This is a genomic window from Streptomyces noursei, assembly GCF_016917755.1.
Classification (GTDB): domain Bacteria; phylum Actinomycetota; class Actinomycetes; order Streptomycetales; family Streptomycetaceae; genus Streptomyces; species Streptomyces yunnanensis.
Window position 1 is genome coordinate 2,373,718 of sequence record NZ_CP070326.1, and the last position, 18,665, is coordinate 2,392,382.

Annotated in this window: 18 protein-coding genes and 1 pseudogene; 7 read left to right on the forward strand and 12 right to left on the reverse strand. The window is 73.2% G+C overall.

What is annotated here, in order from left to right; genetic code table 11:
- Window positions 1-83 precede the first annotated feature (83 nt).
- The 5 genes and pseudogenes from JNO44_RS10440 (at window position 84) to JNO44_RS10460 (ending at window position 4,260) form a co-directional block, all read left to right on the forward strand.
- Window positions 84-698: a DUF5134 domain-containing protein gene (locus JNO44_RS10440; protein WP_205363295.1), complete on the forward strand. Its 615-nt coding sequence runs from the start codon at window positions 84-86 to the stop codon at window positions 696-698.
- A gap of 122 nt (window positions 699-820) precedes the next feature.
- Window positions 821-1,756 carry a M56 family metallopeptidase gene (locus JNO44_RS10445; RefSeq protein ID WP_205363296.1) on the forward strand — a complete coding sequence of 312 codons (936 nt, stop codon included), beginning with the start codon at window positions 821-823 and terminating at the stop codon, window positions 1,754-1,756.
- A 23-nt stretch (window positions 1,757-1,779) separates the two neighbouring features.
- Entirely contained in the window at window positions 1,780-2,574 is a 795-nt protein-coding gene (locus JNO44_RS10450) for an HAD family hydrolase (protein ID WP_205363305.1), read from the forward strand.
- 187 nt (window positions 2,575-2,761) lie between these two features.
- Window positions 2,762-3,543, forward strand: a pseudogene (locus tag JNO44_RS10455) (SDR family NAD(P)-dependent oxidoreductase).
- 261 nt (window positions 3,544-3,804) lie between these two features.
- The gene (locus JNO44_RS10460; protein WP_205363307.1) at window positions 3,805-4,260 is read left to right on the forward strand and encodes a nuclear transport factor 2 family protein; all 456 of its coding nucleotides are present in this window, start codon (window positions 3,805-3,807) and stop codon (window positions 4,258-4,260) included.
- A gap of 228 nt (window positions 4,261-4,488) precedes the next feature.
- Here the strand turns inward: JNO44_RS10460 and JNO44_RS10465 are convergent, their stop codons facing one another.
- Both JNO44_RS10465 and JNO44_RS10470 read right to left on the reverse strand, forming a co-directional pair.
- Window positions 4,489-4,713, reverse strand: coding sequence for a hypothetical protein (locus JNO44_RS10465; protein ID WP_205363309.1), 225 nt, complete (start codon window positions 4,711-4,713; stop codon window positions 4,489-4,491).
- Window positions 4,714-5,256: 543 nt separating this feature from the next.
- The gene (locus JNO44_RS10470; RefSeq protein WP_205363311.1) at window positions 5,257-6,642 is read right to left on the reverse strand and encodes a peptidase C39 family protein; all 1,386 of its coding nucleotides are present in this window, start codon (window positions 6,640-6,642) and stop codon (window positions 5,257-5,259) included.
- A gap of 165 nt (window positions 6,643-6,807) precedes the next feature.
- Here JNO44_RS10470 and JNO44_RS10475 point away from each other — a divergent pair, with 165 nt between their 5' ends.
- Window positions 6,808-7,398 (forward strand): uridine kinase family protein, encoded by a 591-nt coding sequence (locus JNO44_RS10475; protein WP_205363313.1) that lies wholly within the window; start codon window positions 6,808-6,810, stop codon window positions 7,396-7,398.
- Window positions 7,399-7,901: 503 nt separating this feature from the next.
- The gene (locus JNO44_RS10480) at window positions 7,902-9,803 is read left to right on the forward strand and encodes an AAA family ATPase (RefSeq protein ID WP_205363315.1); all 1,902 of its coding nucleotides are present in this window, start codon (window positions 7,902-7,904) and stop codon (window positions 9,801-9,803) included.
- Between the two features lie 64 nt (window positions 9,804-9,867).
- Here the strand turns inward: JNO44_RS10480 and JNO44_RS10485 are convergent, their stop codons facing one another.
- From JNO44_RS10485 to ribD, 10 genes are all read right to left on the reverse strand, one after another.
- Window positions 9,868-10,998, reverse strand: coding sequence for a hemolysin family protein (locus JNO44_RS10485; protein ID WP_205363317.1), 1,131 nt, complete (start codon window positions 10,996-10,998; stop codon window positions 9,868-9,870).
- On the reverse strand, window positions 10,995-12,365 hold the full coding sequence (locus JNO44_RS10490) for a hemolysin family protein (protein ID WP_205363319.1): 1,371 nt from the start codon (window positions 12,363-12,365) through the stop codon (window positions 10,995-10,997). The genes JNO44_RS10485 and JNO44_RS10490 overlap by 4 nt, the downstream gene beginning before the upstream one ends.
- A gap of 175 nt (window positions 12,366-12,540) precedes the next feature.
- Window positions 12,541-13,011: a PH domain-containing protein gene (locus JNO44_RS10495; RefSeq protein WP_205363321.1), complete on the reverse strand. Its 471-nt coding sequence runs from the start codon at window positions 13,009-13,011 to the stop codon at window positions 12,541-12,543.
- 45 nt (window positions 13,012-13,056) lie between these two features.
- The gene (hisG, locus tag JNO44_RS10500) at window positions 13,057-13,905 is read right to left on the reverse strand and encodes an ATP phosphoribosyltransferase (protein ID WP_205363323.1); all 849 of its coding nucleotides are present in this window, start codon (window positions 13,903-13,905) and stop codon (window positions 13,057-13,059) included.
- A 53-nt stretch (window positions 13,906-13,958) separates the two neighbouring features.
- Window positions 13,959-14,231, reverse strand: coding sequence for a phosphoribosyl-ATP diphosphatase (locus JNO44_RS10505; protein ID WP_016571913.1), 273 nt, complete (start codon window positions 14,229-14,231; stop codon window positions 13,959-13,961).
- A gap of 118 nt (window positions 14,232-14,349) precedes the next feature.
- Window positions 14,350-14,835, reverse strand: a complete 486-nt coding sequence (gene ribH, locus JNO44_RS10510) for a 6,7-dimethyl-8-ribityllumazine synthase (protein ID WP_039638068.1) — start codon at window positions 14,833-14,835, stop codon at window positions 14,350-14,352.
- Window positions 14,836-14,880: 45 nt separating this feature from the next.
- Complete coding sequence (locus JNO44_RS10515; RefSeq protein WP_205363325.1) at window positions 14,881-16,272, reverse strand: bifunctional 3,4-dihydroxy-2-butanone-4-phosphate synthase/GTP cyclohydrolase II; 1,392 nt, start codon at window positions 16,270-16,272, stop codon at window positions 14,881-14,883.
- Complete coding sequence (locus JNO44_RS10520) at window positions 16,269-16,925, reverse strand: nicotinamide mononucleotide transporter family protein (protein WP_073447262.1); 657 nt, start codon at window positions 16,923-16,925, stop codon at window positions 16,269-16,271. Before JNO44_RS10520 ends, JNO44_RS10515 begins: the two co-directional genes overlap by 4 nt.
- Window positions 16,922-17,557 carry a riboflavin synthase gene (locus JNO44_RS10525; RefSeq protein WP_067353934.1) on the reverse strand — a complete coding sequence of 212 codons (636 nt, stop codon included), beginning with the start codon at window positions 17,555-17,557 and terminating at the stop codon, window positions 16,922-16,924. The genes JNO44_RS10520 and JNO44_RS10525 overlap by 4 nt, the downstream gene beginning before the upstream one ends.
- A gap of 1 nt (window position 17,558) precedes the next feature.
- The gene (gene ribD, locus JNO44_RS10530; protein ID WP_205369663.1) at window positions 17,559-18,662 is read right to left on the reverse strand and encodes a bifunctional diaminohydroxyphosphoribosylaminopyrimidine deaminase/5-amino-6-(5-phosphoribosylamino)uracil reductase RibD; all 1,104 of its coding nucleotides are present in this window, start codon (window positions 18,660-18,662) and stop codon (window positions 17,559-17,561) included.
- Window positions 18,663-18,665: the final 3 nt, after the last annotated feature.

Here is an 18,665-nt window from a genome sequence, read left to right on the forward strand (position 1 = left end):
ATTGCGCCTGTGCGCTCCTGTATGCCACCCCCCTGCCGGGCATCCTGCGGGTGCTCACCGTCCCCCGGTCCGGGAGGTGTTCCATGCACACACCGTCACTGGTCGGCTGGTTGTTGGTGCTGCTGTGCGCAGCCACCGGCGGCTACTGCCTGTCCCGTACCCGCACCGGCCCCCCGGAACAGCGGGCCACGGCCCGCGGCGAGGCGCTGATGGCGTCGGGCATGGCGGTGATGGCGCTGCCGGCCTCCGCGGTGGCGCCGCCGGCGTGGTCGCCCTGGGTGTACACGGCGGTGTTCGGCGCGTCGGCGCTCTGGGCGTTGGTGCGGCGCCATCTGCACCACGCGGTGGGGGCGCTGGCGATGGTCTACATGGCGCTGGCGATGGTCGGCATGCAGGACATGCCGGGGATGCACGCCGCGTCCGGCACGGCGGGGATGCCGGGGATGCACGGCGCGCACGGGATGGCGGGGATGACCGGGGGGTCGCATGGCGCGCCCGCCGGCATCCCGCTGCTGACCGGCCTGCTGCTCGTCTACTACACGGTCTATGTGCTCGCCGCCGGGATCCGGCTGGCCCCCGCCGGCGCACCGGGCGCCGCCGCCGGGACCTCCGTCGCCTGCGCCGGCCCGCCCGTCGTCCTGCGGGCCTGTCAGGTGGCCATGGGGCTGGGCATGCTCGCCATGCTCCTGGCGCTCTGAGGTCCGTCGCGCGCCATCGGCCGCACCGCCCCGCGCGCCGCACGCCTGCGCGGGGCGTGGTGTACGTCACTTCCGTCGCGGGACCGTACCAACCGGTAGCGGGCCGCTCATAGGCTGGCGCCATGATGGTCCCCCTCACGCTGATGATCCTCGGCGTGCTGGCCGCGGCAATGGCGCCGCGCGTGATGGCCCGTTCGGACTGGCCCGACCGCGAGCCGGTGCTGGCCCTGTGGGTGTGGCAGTGCGTGGTGGCGGGTGTGCTGCTGTGCTGTGTGCTCGCCATGGCACTGAGCGCGGCCGCCGCCTGGGACACGGTGCGCAGCCCGGTCTTCGGATTCGCCCCGCGGGTGGTCGTCGAGGCGTACGCGCTCAACACGTACGGGCCGTGGGCCGGTGTGCTGGCGCTGCTGCTGGCGGGCGGCGGCGCATGGACGGTGGTGGCGCTGACCCGCGAGGTGCGGGCGGCGCGGGTCCGCCGCAGGCGACGCCGGAGCGAACTGCTGCGCCGCTCGCCGCTGCTGCCCGGCGAGGACCCGCGCGGCAGTCGTCTGGTGGTCCTGGAGGGCGACCGGCCGCGGGCGTTCCTGCTGCACCACCCCTCGCCCCAACTCGTCATCACCACCTCGGCGTTGCAGCGCCTGAGGGGGCGTCAGCTCGATGCGCTGATCGCCCACGAACAGGGGCACCTGCGGGCCCGGCACGACGTCCTGCTGCACTGCGCGTCGGCGCTGGCCGCCGGCTTCCCGCAGATCCCGGTGTTCGCGGCGTTCCGCGACCAGGTGCACCGGCTGGTCGAGATGGCCGCCGACGACGTCGCCTCACGCCGCTTCGGCCGGCTGACCATCGCCCTGGCACTGGTCGAACTCAACGAGGACAGCGGGGTGTTCGGGCCCTGCCCGCCCCAGCTGGCCCAGGTCCCGCAGCGGGTGAACCGGCTGCTGGCCCCGGCCGCCCGCCTGACCCCCGGCCGCCGCCTGCGGATGACGGCCTATGCGCTGCTGCTGCCGGCCGTCCCGCTGCTGGTGGCGTTCGGGCCCGGACTGCACGCGCTCACCTGACCGGCCGCCGGACAACCGTCACCATGGAGACCATGACCACCACCAACGGCGCGCCCGGCGGTACCGCCGGCGGCGGGATCGACGGCGTCCTGTTCGACTTCTCCGGGACGCTGCTGCGCATCGAGCCGGCCGAGTCCTGGCTCCGCGCGTCCCTCGCCGCCTTCCACGCCGTCCCCGGAACGCCGCCCTGCCTCCTCGCCGACGGCGAGATCGTCGGGCTGGCCGCAGCCCTGGAGCGGGCCGGCGCCCTCCCCGGCGGCGCCTCGCCGGCCACGATTCCCGACGAGCTGGCCGCCCTGTGGGACCTCCGCGACCGCGACGCCCGCCACCACCGCGCCGTCTACACCGGCCTGGCCCGCCAAGTACCGCTTCCCCGGGCCGAGTTGTACGACCCGCCGGGCGCCGGGCGCTCCCTCTACGACGCCCTCTACGACCGCCACATGACGCCCGACGCCTGGTTGCCCTACCCCGACGCCGCCGAGGTGCTGGCCGCGCTCCATCTGCGCGGCATCCGCACCGGCGTCCTGAGCAACATCGGCTGGGACCTGCGCCCGGTCCTGCGCGCGCACGGCCTTGACCGCCACCTGTCCGCCTGCGTGCTCTCCTTCGAGCATGCCCTGCAGAAGCCGGACCCGCGGCTCTTCGAGCTCGCCTGCCGGGAGTTGGGGGTGGCGCCGCCGCACGTGCTGATGGTCGGCGACGACCGCACCGCCGACGGGGGCGCCACCGCCGTCGGCTGCGCCTACTTCCCGGTGGACCCTCTCCCCGTGCACCGGCGCCCCGATGGCCTGCGCCCGGTGTTGGACCTGATCGGCTGAGCAGCGCGCACGGGGCCGGGCCGCCCCACCGGGCAGGGGCGGCGCAGGACGCGGGTGGCGCCGGACGGAGGTGGCGCGCCGCCCGACCGGTGTGTGATCGTCTGCCGGTGCGGCTCGCCAGGGAGCGCGACGCGCCGCGACCGCCGCACCGGACCCGCACGCCCCGTTCCGACCAGGAGGCCGGCCCATGCCCACCCCCGCCCCGTACCTCGACGCACTGTTCTCGCTCACCGGCCGCCGGGCCCTGGTGACCGGGGCAGCTCCGGGATCGGTTGGGCGATCGCCGAGGCGCTGGGCCGGGCCGGCGCCGAGGTCGTCCTGATGGCGCGCCGACCGGAACCGCTGCGGACCGCCGCCGAGGGGTTGCGGGCGGCGGGCTGCACGGCGGACTGGGTCGCCGCCGACCTCGGCGACCGGGCGGCGGTGCGGACGGCCGCCGACGAGGTGGCGGAGCGCTGCGGCGAACCGGACATCCTCGTCAACGCCGCCGGGGTCAACCCCCGCCCGCCCATGGACGCGTTGAGCACCGAGGACTGGGACCGCACGATGGCCGTCAACCTCGACGCCCCGTTCCTGCTGGGCCAGCGCTTCGGGCCCGGGATGGCGGAGCGGGGCTGGGGGCGGATCCTGCACATCGCCTCCCAGCAGACCATCCGGGCCTTCGGTAACAGCGGGGCCTACGGGGTGTCCAAGGCGGGCGTGGCGGCGCTGGCCCGATCCCAGGCCGAGGCGTGGTCCGGGCGCGGCGTGACCGTCAACGCCCTGGCCCCGGGCTTCGTGCGCACCCCGCTCACCGAGGCGGTCTTCGCCGACCCGACGCGCACCGAGGCGATGGCCCGCCGGACGATGACCGGCCGCAACGGCGAACTGTCCGACTTCGCGGGCGCCGCGGTCTTCCTGACCGGCCCGAGCACTGCGTTCGTGACCGGCCAGACGGTGTTCGTGGACGGCGGCTTCTCGGTGACCTGACCGGCCGTCCCCCGCACACACCGGAACGGCACGGGCGCCTTCGGGACCGCTGGCGTCGTCGCCCTCAACTCCCCAACTGCCTCGATCAGCGCCTCCCCCACGCCCAGACACCCACGGGAAGGCCGTCGACCACGCTCCCTTACCTCCCAGGTAATCGCCCCCCTCCTCCCCCTTCGACAAGATGGGGGCACCCCCGACACACCCACCCCGACCACCCGCACCCGCACGCACCGCATCAACAATCCGAAGGGACGCGCCCTCATGACCGCGACCACTGCGACGACCACCCGCTCCGTGGTGGAGAAGCTGCTGCACCGGATCGGCGAGGGCGACCCGGAGCGCATCGCCGAGCTGTACGCCGACGACGCCGACTGGAAGTTGGACTGGCCGGAGGCCGAGCACGGCCGCGCCGCCACGCCCTGGATCCGTCACCGCACCACCCGCGCCGACGCCGCCGCCCACTACCGCGAACTCGCCGAGCACCACATCCCCGAGGCCGCGGCCACCGAGATCGAGCGGATCCTGGTGGACGGACCGGACGCCGTCGTCCTCGGCGAGATCCGCCAGACCGCACGGACCACCGGACGCGCCTACCGCGCTCGCTTCGCCCTCCACCTCACCGTCGACAACGGCCTGATCACCCGCCACCACGTCTACGAGGACAGCCTCGCCGTGACCCAGGCATTCGCACCGGCGGCCCACAACACGAACCACTGACCAGCACCGGCATGCACCGACAAACACCGGCAAGCACCGACGACACGAGCATGCAATGCACCCAGGATTCCCCGGATTCCCGGATTACCCGGATTCCCGGAATCCCTGCGTCCCCCGGATTCCTTGCGTTCCCCGGGTTCCCGCCATTGGCGCCGGCAAGCCGCCTGATCCCGCACCACGACCAGCGGCTACCGAAAGCGGCTGAACGGCCCTGCGGCGCTGGGCCTTTCAGAGTCGGTAACCGAGGATTCTCCAATCGGCCGGAGTGCCGTTTTCCGTCAGGAGACTGCTCAGCGGCATCGTGAGGTGCGTTTGAAGCGGGGTTTCGTCATTGGGGACGGCCACGGCCTGCACCGACATGGAGCCGAGAAGCGCGGTCGCGAGCACGAGACCGGCGAGTGCACAACGCGTATTTTTCATGTCGTGCCAACGAACCACCGGCAACAACGTCACCGTGCGGCGCCCACCGTAGCCTGGCTGGGCTAGAGCGGCCGATCCACCAGGACCGACCTCGCCGAGAAACCGTCAGTACCCGCCGCGCCGAGGAACATCCATGGGTGATTTCCCGCCGATCGATCGCCTGCGGAATCCGCCCCACCACGAGTGGCCAAATCCCCCGCGAGGATGGCCATTTCGACGGTCCTTAGGGGAATCCATCCGTGCACTGGCGGTCAATCCCCGTACCGCACCCGAGGCCCTGGTGGAACTGAGCACGGCCCACGACAGCACCTGGAACGACAACAAGCTCCTGTGCCTGCTGGCGGAGCATCCGGGTGCGGACCTCATGGTGTTGCGGGCCGTGCGCGATGCCGGGGCGGCAAAGCTCGCCGAGGGCGAACGCCCCTATGCCGCCGTGCTCGCCCTGGCAGCACGAACCGAACTCGCGACAGAAGAGGTCCGACGGCTCGGGACGCTCCGCGGGACCTCCGCCCCGTCTGCGCACCGGGCTCGTCAGGCGCCTCGCACTCCGCGCCTGACGCCCCGCCCGACGACGTCTCAGCGCACCCCCACCGACGCCAGCACACGCCGCTGCCCTGCCGAGACGCGCGCCGGAAAGTACAGGTAGCACACCCCTCCCGAACCGCTCTTGACTTGGCCTTTGTCGTCGTGGCGCTTGGTGCGGAGCCAGATGTTCTCGAACTGGTGGCGCTTGTAGACGCGGCGGACGGCAGGGTCGGTGGGGGAGGCCGGGTCGTTGGCGATCACGTCGCCGGTCGGGGTGAAGCCGATGACGGTCATCAGGTGGCCGGCGGTGCCGTAGCCCGCGCCGTCGAGTTCGGTCTTGAGGAAGGACTGGGAGGTGATGACGGGGATGCCGGCGTGGACGAGGCGTTCGGCGTCGGTGAGGGAGGACAGGCGGGTGACGACGCCCTGGAGGTCGGGGTAGGTGGCGGCGTAGGCCGCGTTGAAGGGCCAGTTGCCGCAGCCCTCGTATTGGTAGTCGTAGGTGTAGCGGGCGGCGTGGCAGACCTGGGGGTCGGCGTAGGAGGGGTCCACCCAGGAGAGCTGCTGGCGGGTGGGGCGGTGGCCCCAGTACTCGATGATCATTTCGGAGGAGGTGGGGCTGCACCACGCCTCTCCCCCGTTGTCGTACTGGGGGTACTGGCCCTTGTGGATCTCCTGCGAGTAGCGGGGGACGTGCAGTTCGCAGCCGACGAGGCCGGGTTTGGAGGCCGGCACCTCGAAGCGGTCGGGCAGGTCGGAGGCCATCGCGCCCAGTCGCCAGACGGTGGGGGTGGCGGTGGTGCCGGGGCGGCGGTGGAGGGTGAGGCGGAGCTGGTAGGCGGCCAGGCGGAGGCCGCTCGCGGGGTCGTCCAGGGCGAAGGTGTCGGTGGAGACGGCGCTGCGGCCGTCCTTCTGGCCGTCGACCGAGGTGCGCCGGATGTCGGTCTCGCCGTCGCCGGCGGTCCAGCGGCCCATGATGTACCAGGGGGTGTGGCCGCCGTCCGAGTACGTACCGCGCAGTTCGACGGCGATCCAGGTGCCGGCGGGGGTGCGCGCGTTCCAGGAGGCGACGGCCTCGGTGGCCGGGACCGGGAGGCGGTGCACCGGGCTGGTCCAGGTGGCGTACTCCCAGGTGGCGGTCTTGCCGGTGTGCGGGTCGCGGTACTCGGTGGTGCCGGCGGGGCGGGCGAGGGCGATGCCGGGGCGGCGGCCGGACATCACGCGGGTGCCGTGGCCGGTGCCCTGGTGCCAGTCGGCGGCGGTGGTCCAGGCGTGGTAGTCCACGGGGCTCTTCGATCGGCGCGGGGTGGTCTCGGGAACCGGGGCGGGCCGGCGGGCGGGCTCGCCGGTGGCGGGGGCCAGGGGGCTCGCGGCGGCGCCCGCGGCGACGGCGAGTGCGGCGGCCAGGACGGTGCGCCGGGGCGCGGAGCTGGTCATATGAGGTCCCCCAGTCGGTGCGGACGGCTCGCGGTGCGGGCGGTCGGGTCCGGTGCGGTGCGGCGGATGCGCTCAACTATCTCCGTTCCGGGCGGGCTTAGGAAGGCGGTTCGACGCGCGTCGCGGCACGAATATTGGTGTGGACCACTGGCGTACGCTGGTGGGATGACCCCCGCCCCGGACCCCGTACTGACCTCGCTGGCCGCCCGGCTGCGCACCCTCCCGCCGTCGTGCGGCCCGGTGCGTCTGGTCGCGGTGGACGGACACGCGGGATCGGGGAAGAGCACCTTCGCCGACCGGCTGGCGGAGGCGCTCGGCGGCGCTCCGGTGGTGCACACCGACGACCTCGCGACGCACGAGGAGCTGTTCGCGTGGGGCGGCCGGTTCCGGGAGCAGGTGCTGGCGCCGCTGTCCCGGGGCGGGACGGCACGCTACGAGGTCTACGACTGGGTGCGCCGGGAGTTCGCCACGGTGCGGGAGCTGGCGCCCGAGCCGGTGGTACTGGTCGAGGGCGTGGGCACCGGGCGACGCGCGTTGCGGCCGTACGTCGCATGCCTGCTGTGGATGGAACTGGCGCGCGAGCATTCATGGGAACGGGGTCAACTCCGGGACGGTCCGGGGCTCTCTGCGTTCTGGGATGGCTGGATTCCGGCGGAGCGCGCGCACTTCGCGGCGGATCCATCCCGACCGTATGCCGATCTCCTGGTGCACCAGGGGCAGATGGGGTACGAGGTGTGCGTGGGACCCGCCAAGTAGCCTTGACCGGGCCCGGATTTCACCGTGCGTAGCCGACCATGGCTGACACGCCGCCAGTCATTGACCGGGACCCGCCGAGTACCCCAACTCGGCTTGACCTGGGGGGCGTACAGGACTTACGTTCTCAATGCGCGGTTCAACGGACCGCCCGCAGACGCGAAGCCCCCGGTTGTTCCCCCGTGATCGGGGGCTTCGTCCTGTGTGAAAGCACATTTCGCGGCGCTCGCCGCGCGGCACTTTCCTCACTCAGGGTCACCGCTTGCTTCGCGCCGATGCGCCCCCTTTCGCTCCCCCGTCTCCACCTCGTGCGGCCCTCTACGACCTGCACCGACAGCGCAGGTACGATGCGAGTCTGTGCCACCGCAGGACCCGGACCCGGGTGCGCGGCAGGGCAACTCCCGCCCGCCGCACGCCGGTTCGCCAAGGGCCGGCCAGGCCCCGGGCCCACGGCGCGGCACACGTCCGGTGGTACACCACGGGGGGACGTTTTGTGGGGGGACGGGATGGATGTCGGCGCTCAGGGTTCGCCCGCTCCGGCTGAACTCGCCTGGCTGCGCGCGGTCGACGCCTACACCATGGGGGCCTACCCCCAGGCCGAGGAGGAGTTCCGGGCCGCGGTACGGCTCGATCCGTCGATGGCCGACGCCTGGCTCGGACTCCACGCGCTGCGCGCGGACACCTCCATGGCGCTGCTGCGGATGCACCAGCACCGCGACCGCTTCGGCGAGCAGCGTGCCCGCCACCGACGCGCCCTGAACTCCTGGTACTGGCTGGGCTGGTGGGTCCAGCCGGTGCTGGAGACCAGCCGCGATCTGCTGCTGGCACACGCCTCCCACTGGCTCGACGGCCGGCACGTCGCCGAGCTGGACCAGGCGCTGGCCGGCTGCCCACCGGTGGAGACCGACCCCCAGGTGCGCTTCCTGCACGCCTGCCGCGCCTACCTCGTCAAGGACTGGGAGCAGCTCGTCCGGCACACCGAACCGCTGCTCGGCGATCCGACGCTGGGCATCGAGGCGGGGCTGTTCGGCGGGATGGCGCGGGTGCGGCTGGAGACGTACGGGCAGGCCGAGCCGCTGCTGGCCGCCGCGCTGATGCGCTGCCGCAGCGAGCAGCCACAGCGCAAGGAACTGCGCTACTGGCTCGCCCGCGCCTACGAGGGCACCGGCCGCAGCGCCGCAGCGCTCCCCCTCTACCGCGCGGTGCACCGGGTCGATCCGACGTTCATGGACACCGCGGCCCGGCTCGCCGCCATCGCGGAGGCGGACGGGCTGGACGAGGGCGCCGGCCTGGCTCCGGTCTCGGCCCAGGGCCCGGCCCAGGAGGCCGGCGGCGACCTCGACCCGCTGGCGCCGCTGGACCCGGTGGACGGCCGGGAGCTGTTGGTGGCCGGCGAACCAGCCGGCGCGCAGGCGGAGCCGGCCGGCCCGTCCGCCGGGGACGGCGGCACCGCCCGGATCAAGACGACCGCGCCGGGCCGTCGCGGCGGCGAGCTCCTGCCCACCGGGCCGGCCGATCCGGTGCTGCTGGAGAAGGCCCTGGCGGAGCTGGAGCGGATGGTCGGCATGGAGCCGGTCAAGCGGCACGTCAGGGCGCTGTCGGCGCAGCTGCGGATGGCCCGGCTGCGGGCCGGCCAGGGCCTGCCGGTGGCGCCCCCGAAACGGCACTTCGTCTTCTCCGGCCCCTCGGGAACGGGCAAGACCACGGTGGCCCGGATACTCGGCCGGGTCTTCTACGCGCTGGGGCTGCTCGGCGGCGACCATCTCGTGGAGGCCCAACGCGCCGACCTGGTCGGCGAGTTCCTCGGCCAGACCGCGGTCAAGGCGAACGAGCTGATCGACTCGGCGCTGGGCGGGGTGCTCTTCGTCGACGAGGCGTACAGCCTGTCCAACTCCGGCTACAGCAAGGGCGACGCGTACGGCGACGAGGCCCTCCAGGTGCTGCTCAAGCGGGCCGAGGACAACCGCGACCGGCTGGTGGTCATCCTGGCCGGCTACCCCGAGGGCATGGACCGGCTGCTGGCCACCAACCCCGGCCTCTCCTCCCGCTTCACCAGCCGGGTGGACTTCCCCAGCTACCGTCCGCTGGAACTCACCAGGATCGGCGAGGTGCTGGCCGCGGAGAACGGCGACCGCTGGGACGAGGAGGCCCGCGACGAGCTGTCCAGCATCAACGGCCACGTCGTCGAGCAGGGCTGGATCGACGAGTTGGGCAACGGCCGCTTCCTGCGCACCCTGTACGAGAAGAGCTGCGCCTACCGCGATCTGCGGTTGTCCACCTGGCAGGGCATCCCGACCCGGGACGATCTGGCCACCCTTCGGCTGCCGGACCTGATGCAGGCGTACGGCGAGGTGCTCTCGGGCCGCGGGCCGGATCCGCAGGCGCCGCCGAAGGGACCGGACCTGTAGCCGCCGGGAACGCGGAGGGGCGCGCCGGTGGTCCGGCGCGCCCCTTTGTCGGGTCCGGCGTGGCTCAGCCCGCCAGCGCGGGGTCCTCGGCCGCCACCGACGCCCCCTCACGCGGCTCGCCGACCCGTCCGGCCCCCTCCCGGGGCGCCGGGCCGGCTGTCCGCTCCGTACGGTGCGCCGGGTCCCGGACCTCGCCGACCAGCATCTCCATGACGTCCTCCAGCGCGACCAGGCCGAGCACCCGGCCACCGGCGTCGGCGACCGCGGCCAGGTGGGAGGCGGCCCGGCGCATCGCGGTCAGCGCGTCGTCCAGGGGCAGTTCGGCGCGGAGGGTGGCCATCGGGTGCCAGATCCGCTGCGGCACCGCCCGGTCCCGTTCCTCCAGGTCCAGGACGTCCTTGACATGCAGATAGCCCATGTAGGCGCCGCCCGGCGCACAGACCGGGAAGCGGGAGTAGCCGGTCCGTACGGTCAGCTCCTCCACCTGGCGGGGCGTCACCGTGGGCTTGACGGTGATCAGCCCCGCGGGGTCCAGGAGCACGTCGGTGACCGGGCGGCTGCCGAGCTCCAGGGCGTCGGAGAGCCGCTCCTGCTCCGCGGGGTCGAGCAGGCCCGCCTGGCCGGAGTCCTCGACGAGGTGGGTGAGCTGCTCGCTGGTGAAGACCGCCTCGACCTCGTCCTTGGGCTCGACGCGGAAGAGCCGCAGCACGCCATGGGCCAGCGCGCCGAGCAGCGCGGTGACCGGGCGGCACAGCCGGGCGAAGGCGACCAGGCCGGGGCTGAACCACAGGGCGGTCTTCTCGGGTGCGGCCATCGCCAGGTTCTTCGGGACCATCTCGCCGATGACCAGGTGGAGGAAGACCACCAGGGCCAGGGCGAGGGCGTAGCCGAGCGGGTGGACCAGGGCCGCGGGCAGCCGGACGGCCTCGAAGACCGGTTCCAGCAGGTGCGCGACGGTCGGCTCGGCGACCGCGCCGAGCGTCAGGGAGCAGACGGTGATGCCGAACTGGGCGGCGGCCATCATCTGCGGGAGGTTCTCCAGGCCGTGCAGGACCCGGCGGGCCCGCTTGGAGCCCATCGTGGCGAGCGGCTCGATCTGGCTGCGGCGGACCGAGACCAGGGCGAACTCGGCGCCGACGAAGAAGCCGTTGGCGAGCACGAGCAGAACCGCGAAGAGGAGCTGGGCCGCGCTCATCGGGCCACCTCCGCTCCGGCCGCGACCCGCTCGCGGGCGGCCTCGGGGACGGCGGGGGCGGCGGGCGCCAGCCGGACCAGTCGTATCCGCTCGGCGCGGTGGTGGGCGACCAGCCGCACCCGCAGCCGCCAGCCGTCGAGCTCGGCGGTGTCGCCGGGGGCCGGGATCCGGCCGAGTATGTGGGCGACCAGCCCCGCGACGGTCTCGTACGGGCCGTCGGGGGCCTCCAGACCGATCCGGCGCAGGGTGTCGACCCGGCAGCCGCCGTCGGCGTCCCACGCCGGACGGCCGTCCTCGGACGGGGCCTGGCCCAGTTCGGGCAGGTCCACCCGGTCGTGTTCGTCGCGGACCTCGCCGACGAGTTCCTCGATGATGTCCTCCAGGGTCACCACGCCGGCGGTGCCGCCGTACTCGTCGACGACCACCGCGATCGGCTGCTCGCTGCGCAACCGTTCCAGCAGCGGCTGCACCGGCAGCGTCTCGGGCACCAGCAGCGGCGGCACGGCGATCCGGGCCGCCGGGATGCGCAGCCGCTCCTCGGCGGGGACCGCCAGTGCGTCCTTGAGGTGCACCATGCCGACGATCTCGTCGAGCCGGGTGCGGTAGACCGGGAAGCGGGAGAGCCCGGTGGCGCGGGTGAGGTTGACGACGTCCTCGGCGGTGGCGGTGGCCTGGAGGGCGCTGACCCGGACGCGGGGCGTCATCACGTTCTCCGCGGTGAGGTCGGCCAGCGAGAGGGTGCGCACGAAGAGGTCCGCGGTGTCCTGCTCGATCGCCCCGGCCCGGGCGGAGTGCCGGGCCAGCGAGACCAGCTCGCCGGGGGTGCGGGCGGAGGCCAGTTCGTCGGTCGGTTCCACGCCCAGGGCGCGGACCAGCCGGTTGGCGACGGTGTTCAGCAGGGTGATCACCGGCCGGAAGAAGCGGGAGAAGGCGCCCTGCGGGCCGGCGACGAACCGGGCGACCTGGAGCGGCTTGGAGACCGCCCAGTTCTTGGGCACCAGTTCGCCGATGACCATCTGGACGGCGGAGGCCAGCAGCATGCCGATGACCACCGCTACGCCCGGGACGGCGCCCTTGGGCAGGCCCAGGGCGAGCAGCGGTCCGGACAGCAGCCCGGCCAGCGCCGGCTCGGCGAGCATGCCGACCACCAACGAGGTGATGGTGATGCCGAGTTGGGTGCCGGAGAGCTGGAAGGAGAGTTCCCGCAGTGCGGAGACGACGGTGTCGGCCCGGCGGTCGCCGTTGGCCGCGGCCCGTTCGGCGTCCGCCTTCTCGACGGTGACGAGTCCGAACTCGGCGGCCACGAAGAAGCCGTTGGCGAGGATGAGCGCGAGTGCCGCAAGGAGGAGCAGCAGGGGGCCGATCATGCCGCCGCCTCCGTCGTATGCGGGGGTTCGGGAGGGGCGGCGCAGGTACTACAGGACGATCCGTCCATTGCCGGAGGGAGTCACTCCTCGGTTCGTTGGGTCCCCTGACTGAGGGGCGGGGCGCGGGCGCACCCCGGAGAACAGAGTAAACAGCGGGGCCCGCGTTGGGGCAGGGTCAGCGGGCCGTGTGGTCGACGGCACCGTGGATCTCGACGAGATCGCGCAGGGCGCGCGCGTCGCGGATGGCCTGCTCCCGGGCGATGCCGGGCTGGATGCCCATCGCGGGCAAGCTGGTGCCGTCGGCGAGGTCCAGATGGACCCAGGGGTCGCCGGCCCGGAGGTTGACGCGCAGGACCTGGGCCCAGGCCAGGTCGCGCCGGGTGGTGAGGTTGACGACCGTGACGCCCTCCTGCCGCGCGACCACCCGGGGGCGGCTGAGCAGCAGGAGGACGGCGCCCACCAGGACCCCGGTGCCGACGAAGCTGATCCGCTCGCCGCCGGTCAGCTCCGGCAGCAGCATCGCGACCGCGACGAGGGCGGCGAGCTGGGCGATACCCACGGCGTACAGGACGGCCCGGGTGCGGGCCGGCCGGAAGGTCACCGGCAGGCCGGGCAGGGAGTCAGCGGGGGACGCGGGCGCGGACACGTGTCGTCTTCCGTCGGAGGGGGTGGGCGTGCGGGCGGCGGTGCGTCAGAGCCGGCAGGCGTGGATGCCGGTGGTCAGGATCGCGCGGGCGCCGAGGTCGTAGAGCTCGTCCATGATGCGCTGGGCGTCCTTGGACGGGACCATGGAGCGGACCGCGACCCAGCCTTCGTGGTGCAGCGGGGAGACGGTCGGGGACTCCAGGCCCGGGGTGAGCGCCACGGCCTTCTCGACGTGCTCGACCCGGATGTCGTAGTCCATCATCACGTAGCGGCGGGCCACCAGGACGCCCTGCATCCGGCGGAGGAACTGGCGGACCTTCGGGTCGTCGTCCGGGGCTCCGGTACCGCGGATGACCACGGCCTCGGACTTCAGGATCGGCTCGCCGATGATCTCCAGGCCGGCGTTGCGCAGGGTGGTGCCGGTCTCCACGACGTCCGCGATGATCTCGGCGACGCCGAGCTGGATGGCGGTCTCCACCGCGCCGTCGAGGTGGACGACGGAGGCGTCCACGCCGTTGTCGGCGAGGTGCTTGGTGACCAGGCCGGAGAACGAGGTGGCGATGGTCATGCCGCCGAAGTCGCCGACGTCCTTGGCGGTGCCGGGGCGGGTGGCGTAGCGGAAGGTGGAGGCGGCGAAGCCGAGCTGGAGGATCTCCTCGGCCGGCGAGCCGGAGTCCAGCAGCAGGTCGCGGCCGGTGATACCGATGTCGAGCTTGCCGGAGCCGACGTAGACCGCGATGTCGCGGGGGCGGAGGAAGAAGAACTCGACCTCGTTCTCCGCGTCGACCAGGACCAGTTCACGGCGGTCCTTGCGCTGGCGGTAGCCGGCCTCATGGAGCATCGCCGACGCAGGCTCGGACAGTGAACCCTTGTTGGGGACAGCGATGCGCAGCATGACAGCGATTTCCTTTGCAGCTGGGAGAGTTGGGGATTGCGGAGGGGGCTGGCTCAGAGGTGGGCGTAGACGTCGTCGAGGGAGATCCCCTTGGCGACCATCATCACCTGGAGGTGGTAGAGGAGCTGGGAGATCTCCTCGGCGGCGGCGTCGTGCGACTCGTGCTCCGCGGCCATCCACACCTCGGCGGCCTCTTCGACGATCTTCTTGCCGATCGTATGGACACCGGCCTGCACCAGCTCGGCGGTCCGGGAGGTGGCGGGGTCGCCGGTGGCGGCCTTCTGCTGGAGCTCGGCGAAGAGCTCCTCGAACGTCTTCTTGGACATGATGCCGCCTACCCTACGCGGTCGTGTCACAGCGGCGCGCAGCGCCTCGTCTGAAGGGTGGTGGCGGGCGGCGCGCAGCGCCTCGGTTGAAGGGTGGTGGCGGGCGACGGGCGGGCGCTCATCGCCAGGGCTCGGAGACCGTACGGAGTGTGGCGGCGGTGGCGACCGCCGCGGTGACCGCCTCGTGGCCCTTGTCCTCGGTGGATCCGGGCAGTCCGGCACGGTCCAGCGCCTGCGCCTCGGTGTCGCAGGTCAGCACGCCGAAGCCGACCGGGACGCCGGTGTCCACCGCGACCTGGGTGAGGCCCTGGGTGACGCCCTGGCAGACGTAGTCGAAGTGCGGGGTGCCGCCCCGGATGACCACGCCGAGCGCGACCACCGCGTCGTAGCCGCGGCCGGCCAGGACCTTGGCGACCACCGGCAGCTCGAAGGTGCCGGGCACCCGCAGCAGCGTGGGCTCGTCGATGCCCAGCTCGTGCAGGGCCCGCAGCGCGCCGTCCACCAGGCCGTCCATGACCTGCTGGTGCCACTGCGCGGCGATCACGGCCACCCGCAGGTCGCCACAGTTCTTCACGGACAGTTCGGGTGCGCCCTTGCCGCTCATGGTTCTCCTCGTACGAGTGATGTGCCGGTGCCCGGCTGACGGTGGTTACTGGTTGTCGCAGGTGGTCGCGGTGCCGGCGGTACCGGTGCCGGCGCCGGGGGTGCCCTCCAGCCAGGGCAGGTCGTGTCCCATCCGGTCGCGCTTGGTGCGCAGGTAGCGCAGGTTGTGCTCGCCGGCCTGGACGGGCATCGGCTCGCGGCCGGTGACGGTCAGGCCGTGCCGCACCAGGGCGGCGGTCTTCTCGGGGTTGTTGGTCATCAGGCGCAGCGAGCGGACGCCGAGGTCGCGGAGCATCTGGGCGCCGGCGCCGTAGTCCCGGGAGTCGGCCGGCAGGCCCAGTTCGAGGTTGGCGTCGAGGGTGTCCCGGCCGCGTTCCTGGAGCTCGTAGGCGCGCAGCTTGGACAGCAGCCCGATGCCGCGCCCCTCGTGGCCGCGGAGGTAGACCACCACGCCGCGGCCGGCCTCGCTGATCCGGCGCAGCGACGCCTCCAGTTGGGGGCCGCAGTCGCAGCGCAGCGAGTGGAAGACGTCGCCGGTCAGGCACTCGGAGTGGACCCGGACCAGGACGTCCTCGCCGTCGCCGAGCTCCCCGGCGACCAGCGCGACGTGCTCGACGCCGTCGACCGTGGAGCGGTAGCCGTACGCGGTGAACTCGCCGTGCCCGGTCGGCAGCCAGGTGGCGGCCTCACGGCGGACGGTGGGTTCGGATGGGGGTCCTCCCTGCGCGTGGGGGTCCCCCTGCTCGAACGAAGTTGAGAGTGGGGGAGAAGCCGAGAGCTCGGGGGACTTGCGGTAGGCGATCAGGTCCTCGATGGAGATGATCGTCAGGCCGTGCTTGCGGGCGAACGGGACCAGCTCGGGCAGCCGCAGCATGGTGCCGTCCTCGCCGGCGATCTCGACGATGGCGGCGGCCGGGCGGAGTCCGGCGAGCCGGGCGAGGTCCACCCCGGCCTCGGTGTGGCCGCTGCGGGCCAGGACGCCGCCGGGCTTGGCGCGTAGCGGGAAGATGTGGCCGGGCCGGACGAAGTCGCCGGGGGCCGAGCCGCCGGCGGCCAGCAGCCGCAGGGTGGTGGCGCGGTCGGCGGCGGAGATGCCGGTGGAGACGCCGTGCGCGGCGGTGGCGTCGACCGAGACGGTGAAGGCCGTGCCCATCGACTCGGTGTTCCGCTCGACCATCTGCGGGAGGTCGAGCCGGTCCAGGTCGGTGCCCTCCATGGGGGCGCAGATCAGACCGCGGCACTCGCTCATCATGAACGCGACGATCTCCGGGGTGGCCTTCTCGGCCGCGACGATCAGGTCGCCCTCGTTCTCGCGGTTCTCGTCGTCCACCACCACGACCGGCCGACCGGCGGCGATGTCGGCGATGGCCCGCTCGACCGGGTCCAGCGTGAGGTCGCCGGTCTCGGCCTCGGCGTACCAGCTCTGCAGTGCGGTCATGCCGCGACTCCTTCCAGTGCGGGGCGCTCGGCGGTGGTCCGCGAGCGGAGCCACCAGTCGCGCATGCCCCAGGCGACGAGGGCGAGGTAGACGACGTAGACGAGGCCGGAGAAGGCCAGGCCGCTGCTGAAGGCGAGCGGGACGCCGACCACGTCGACCAGTAGCCAGGCGAACCAGAACTCGACCAGCCCGCGGGCCTGGGCGACCATCGCGGCGAGCGTGCCGACGAAGATGTAGGCGTCCGGCCAGGGGTTCCAGGACAGCTGTGGGACCAGGGTGAACAGTCCGCCGACGGCCAGGGTGCCCAGGGCGGTGCCGCCGATCAGCAGCCCGCGCTCGCGCCAGGTGGCGAACCGGACGGCGATCGAGCCGTCCTGCGCCTGCTGGCGGCCGCGCTGCCACTGCCGCCAGCCCCACACCGCCACCCCGATGACCAGCAGTTGCTTGCCGACGCCGCCGCTGAGGTGGGCGGAGGCATAGGCGGCGACGAGGATGACGCCGGAGAGGAACTGGGTGGGCCAGGTCCATATCGAGCGCCGCCAGCCGAGCGCCAGGGCGGCCAGGCCGATGGTGTTGCCGATCATGTCGGACCAGATGACCCGCTGGCCGAAGGCCGTGAAGGCCGGGCCGTTGAGCCAGTCCAGGACGCTCACCGGTCCATCTCCTTGATCTCCGCGAGGTCGTCGGCGTCCTTGTCGCCCCGGCCGAGCAGCCGCTCGACGTACTTGGCGAGCACGTCCACCTCAAGGTTGACCGGGTCGCCGGGCTGCTTGATGCCGAGGGTGGTCAGGGCGAGGGTGGTGGGGATGAGGCTGATGGTGAAGTAGTCGTCGGCGGCGTCCACGACGGTGAGGCTGACGCCGTCGACGGTGATGGAGCCCTTCTCGACGACGTAGCGGGCGAGTTGGGTCGGCAGCGCGACCTTCACCAGCTCCCAGTGTTCGCCGGGGGTGCGCTCGACGAGGGTGCCGGTGCCGTCGACATGGCCCTGGACGAGGTGTCCGCCGAGCCGTCCGCCGAGCGCCATCGGGCGCTCCAGGTTGACCCGGGAGCCGGTGGTCAGCGCGCCGAGGCTGGAGCGGTGGAGGGTCTCGGCCATCACGTCGGCGGTGAACTCGCCGTCCGCGGTGTCCACGACCGTCAGACAGACGCCGTTGACGGCGATCGAGTCACCGTGCTTGGCGCCCTCGGTGACGACGGGGCCGCGCAGGCGGAAGCGGGCGGCGTCACCGAGGTTCTCGACGGCGACGACCTCACCCAGTTCTTCGACGATTCCGGTGAACACGTCAGTTCTCCTCGGGGCGGGCGTGGCGGATTGGGGTGGCGGTGATGCGGAGGTCGGGGCCGAGGCGGGCGGTGTCGGTCACATCGAGCCGCAACGCCTGGGCGATGGTGGTGATTCCGGCGTCGCCGACCGCGGCCGGGCCGGCGCCGAGCAGCACCGGGGCGAGGTAGCCGACGACCTTGTCGACGGCGCCGGCGGCGAGGAACGCCCCGGCGAGCGTGGGTCCGCCTTCGAGCAGGACGGACCGCACGTCGCGGGCGAACAGGGCCTGGAGCAGGGCGGGGATGGACAGCCCGCGCCCTTGGGGGGCGCGCGGCAGCCGGACGAGCGGGGCGAGCCCTTCGAGATGCGCGGCGTCCGCGTCCTCGGCGACCGCGATCAGGGTCGGGGCGGTGCCGTCCAGGACCCGCGCGCCGGCCTTGACGGCGGTGGCGCCGGAGTCCACGACGACCCGCAGCGGCTGGCTGACCTCGTCGGCCCCCAGGACAGCGAGTCCGGCGCTCCGCACGCCGAGCTGCGGGTCGTCGGCGCGGGCGGTGCCGGAGCCGACGATCACGGCGTCCACCGCGGCGCGCAGCCGGTGCACGTCGGCGCGGGACTCGGGCGAGGAGATCCAGCGGCTGGTGCCGTCGGCGGCGGCGATCCGGCCGTCCAGGGTGGCGGCGTACTTCCACAGCACGAACGGGCGGCCGCGCAGCACCGAGGTCAGCCACGCTTCGTTGCCGGCCGCGGCCTCGTCGGCGAGGAGTCCGCCCTCGACGTCGATCCCGGCCCGGGCCAGGGTCAGCGCGCCGCCGGTGGCGGTGGGGTTGGGGTCGGCGACGGCGTAGACGACCCGGGCGACACCGGCGTCGATCAGTGCCTGGGCGCAGGGGCCGGTGCGACCGGTGTGGTTGCAGGGCTCCAGGGTGACCAGGGCGGTGCCGCCCCGGGCGCGCTCACCGGCGGCCTGCAGGGCGTGGATCTCGGCGTGCGGTCCGCCGGCCCGCTGGTGCCAGCCCTCGCCCGCGGTGCGGCCCGCGGAATCCAGGACGACACAGCCGACGACCGGGTTCGGGCTGGTGCGACCGAGACCGCGGGCGGCGAGCTCGATGGCCCGGCGCATCGC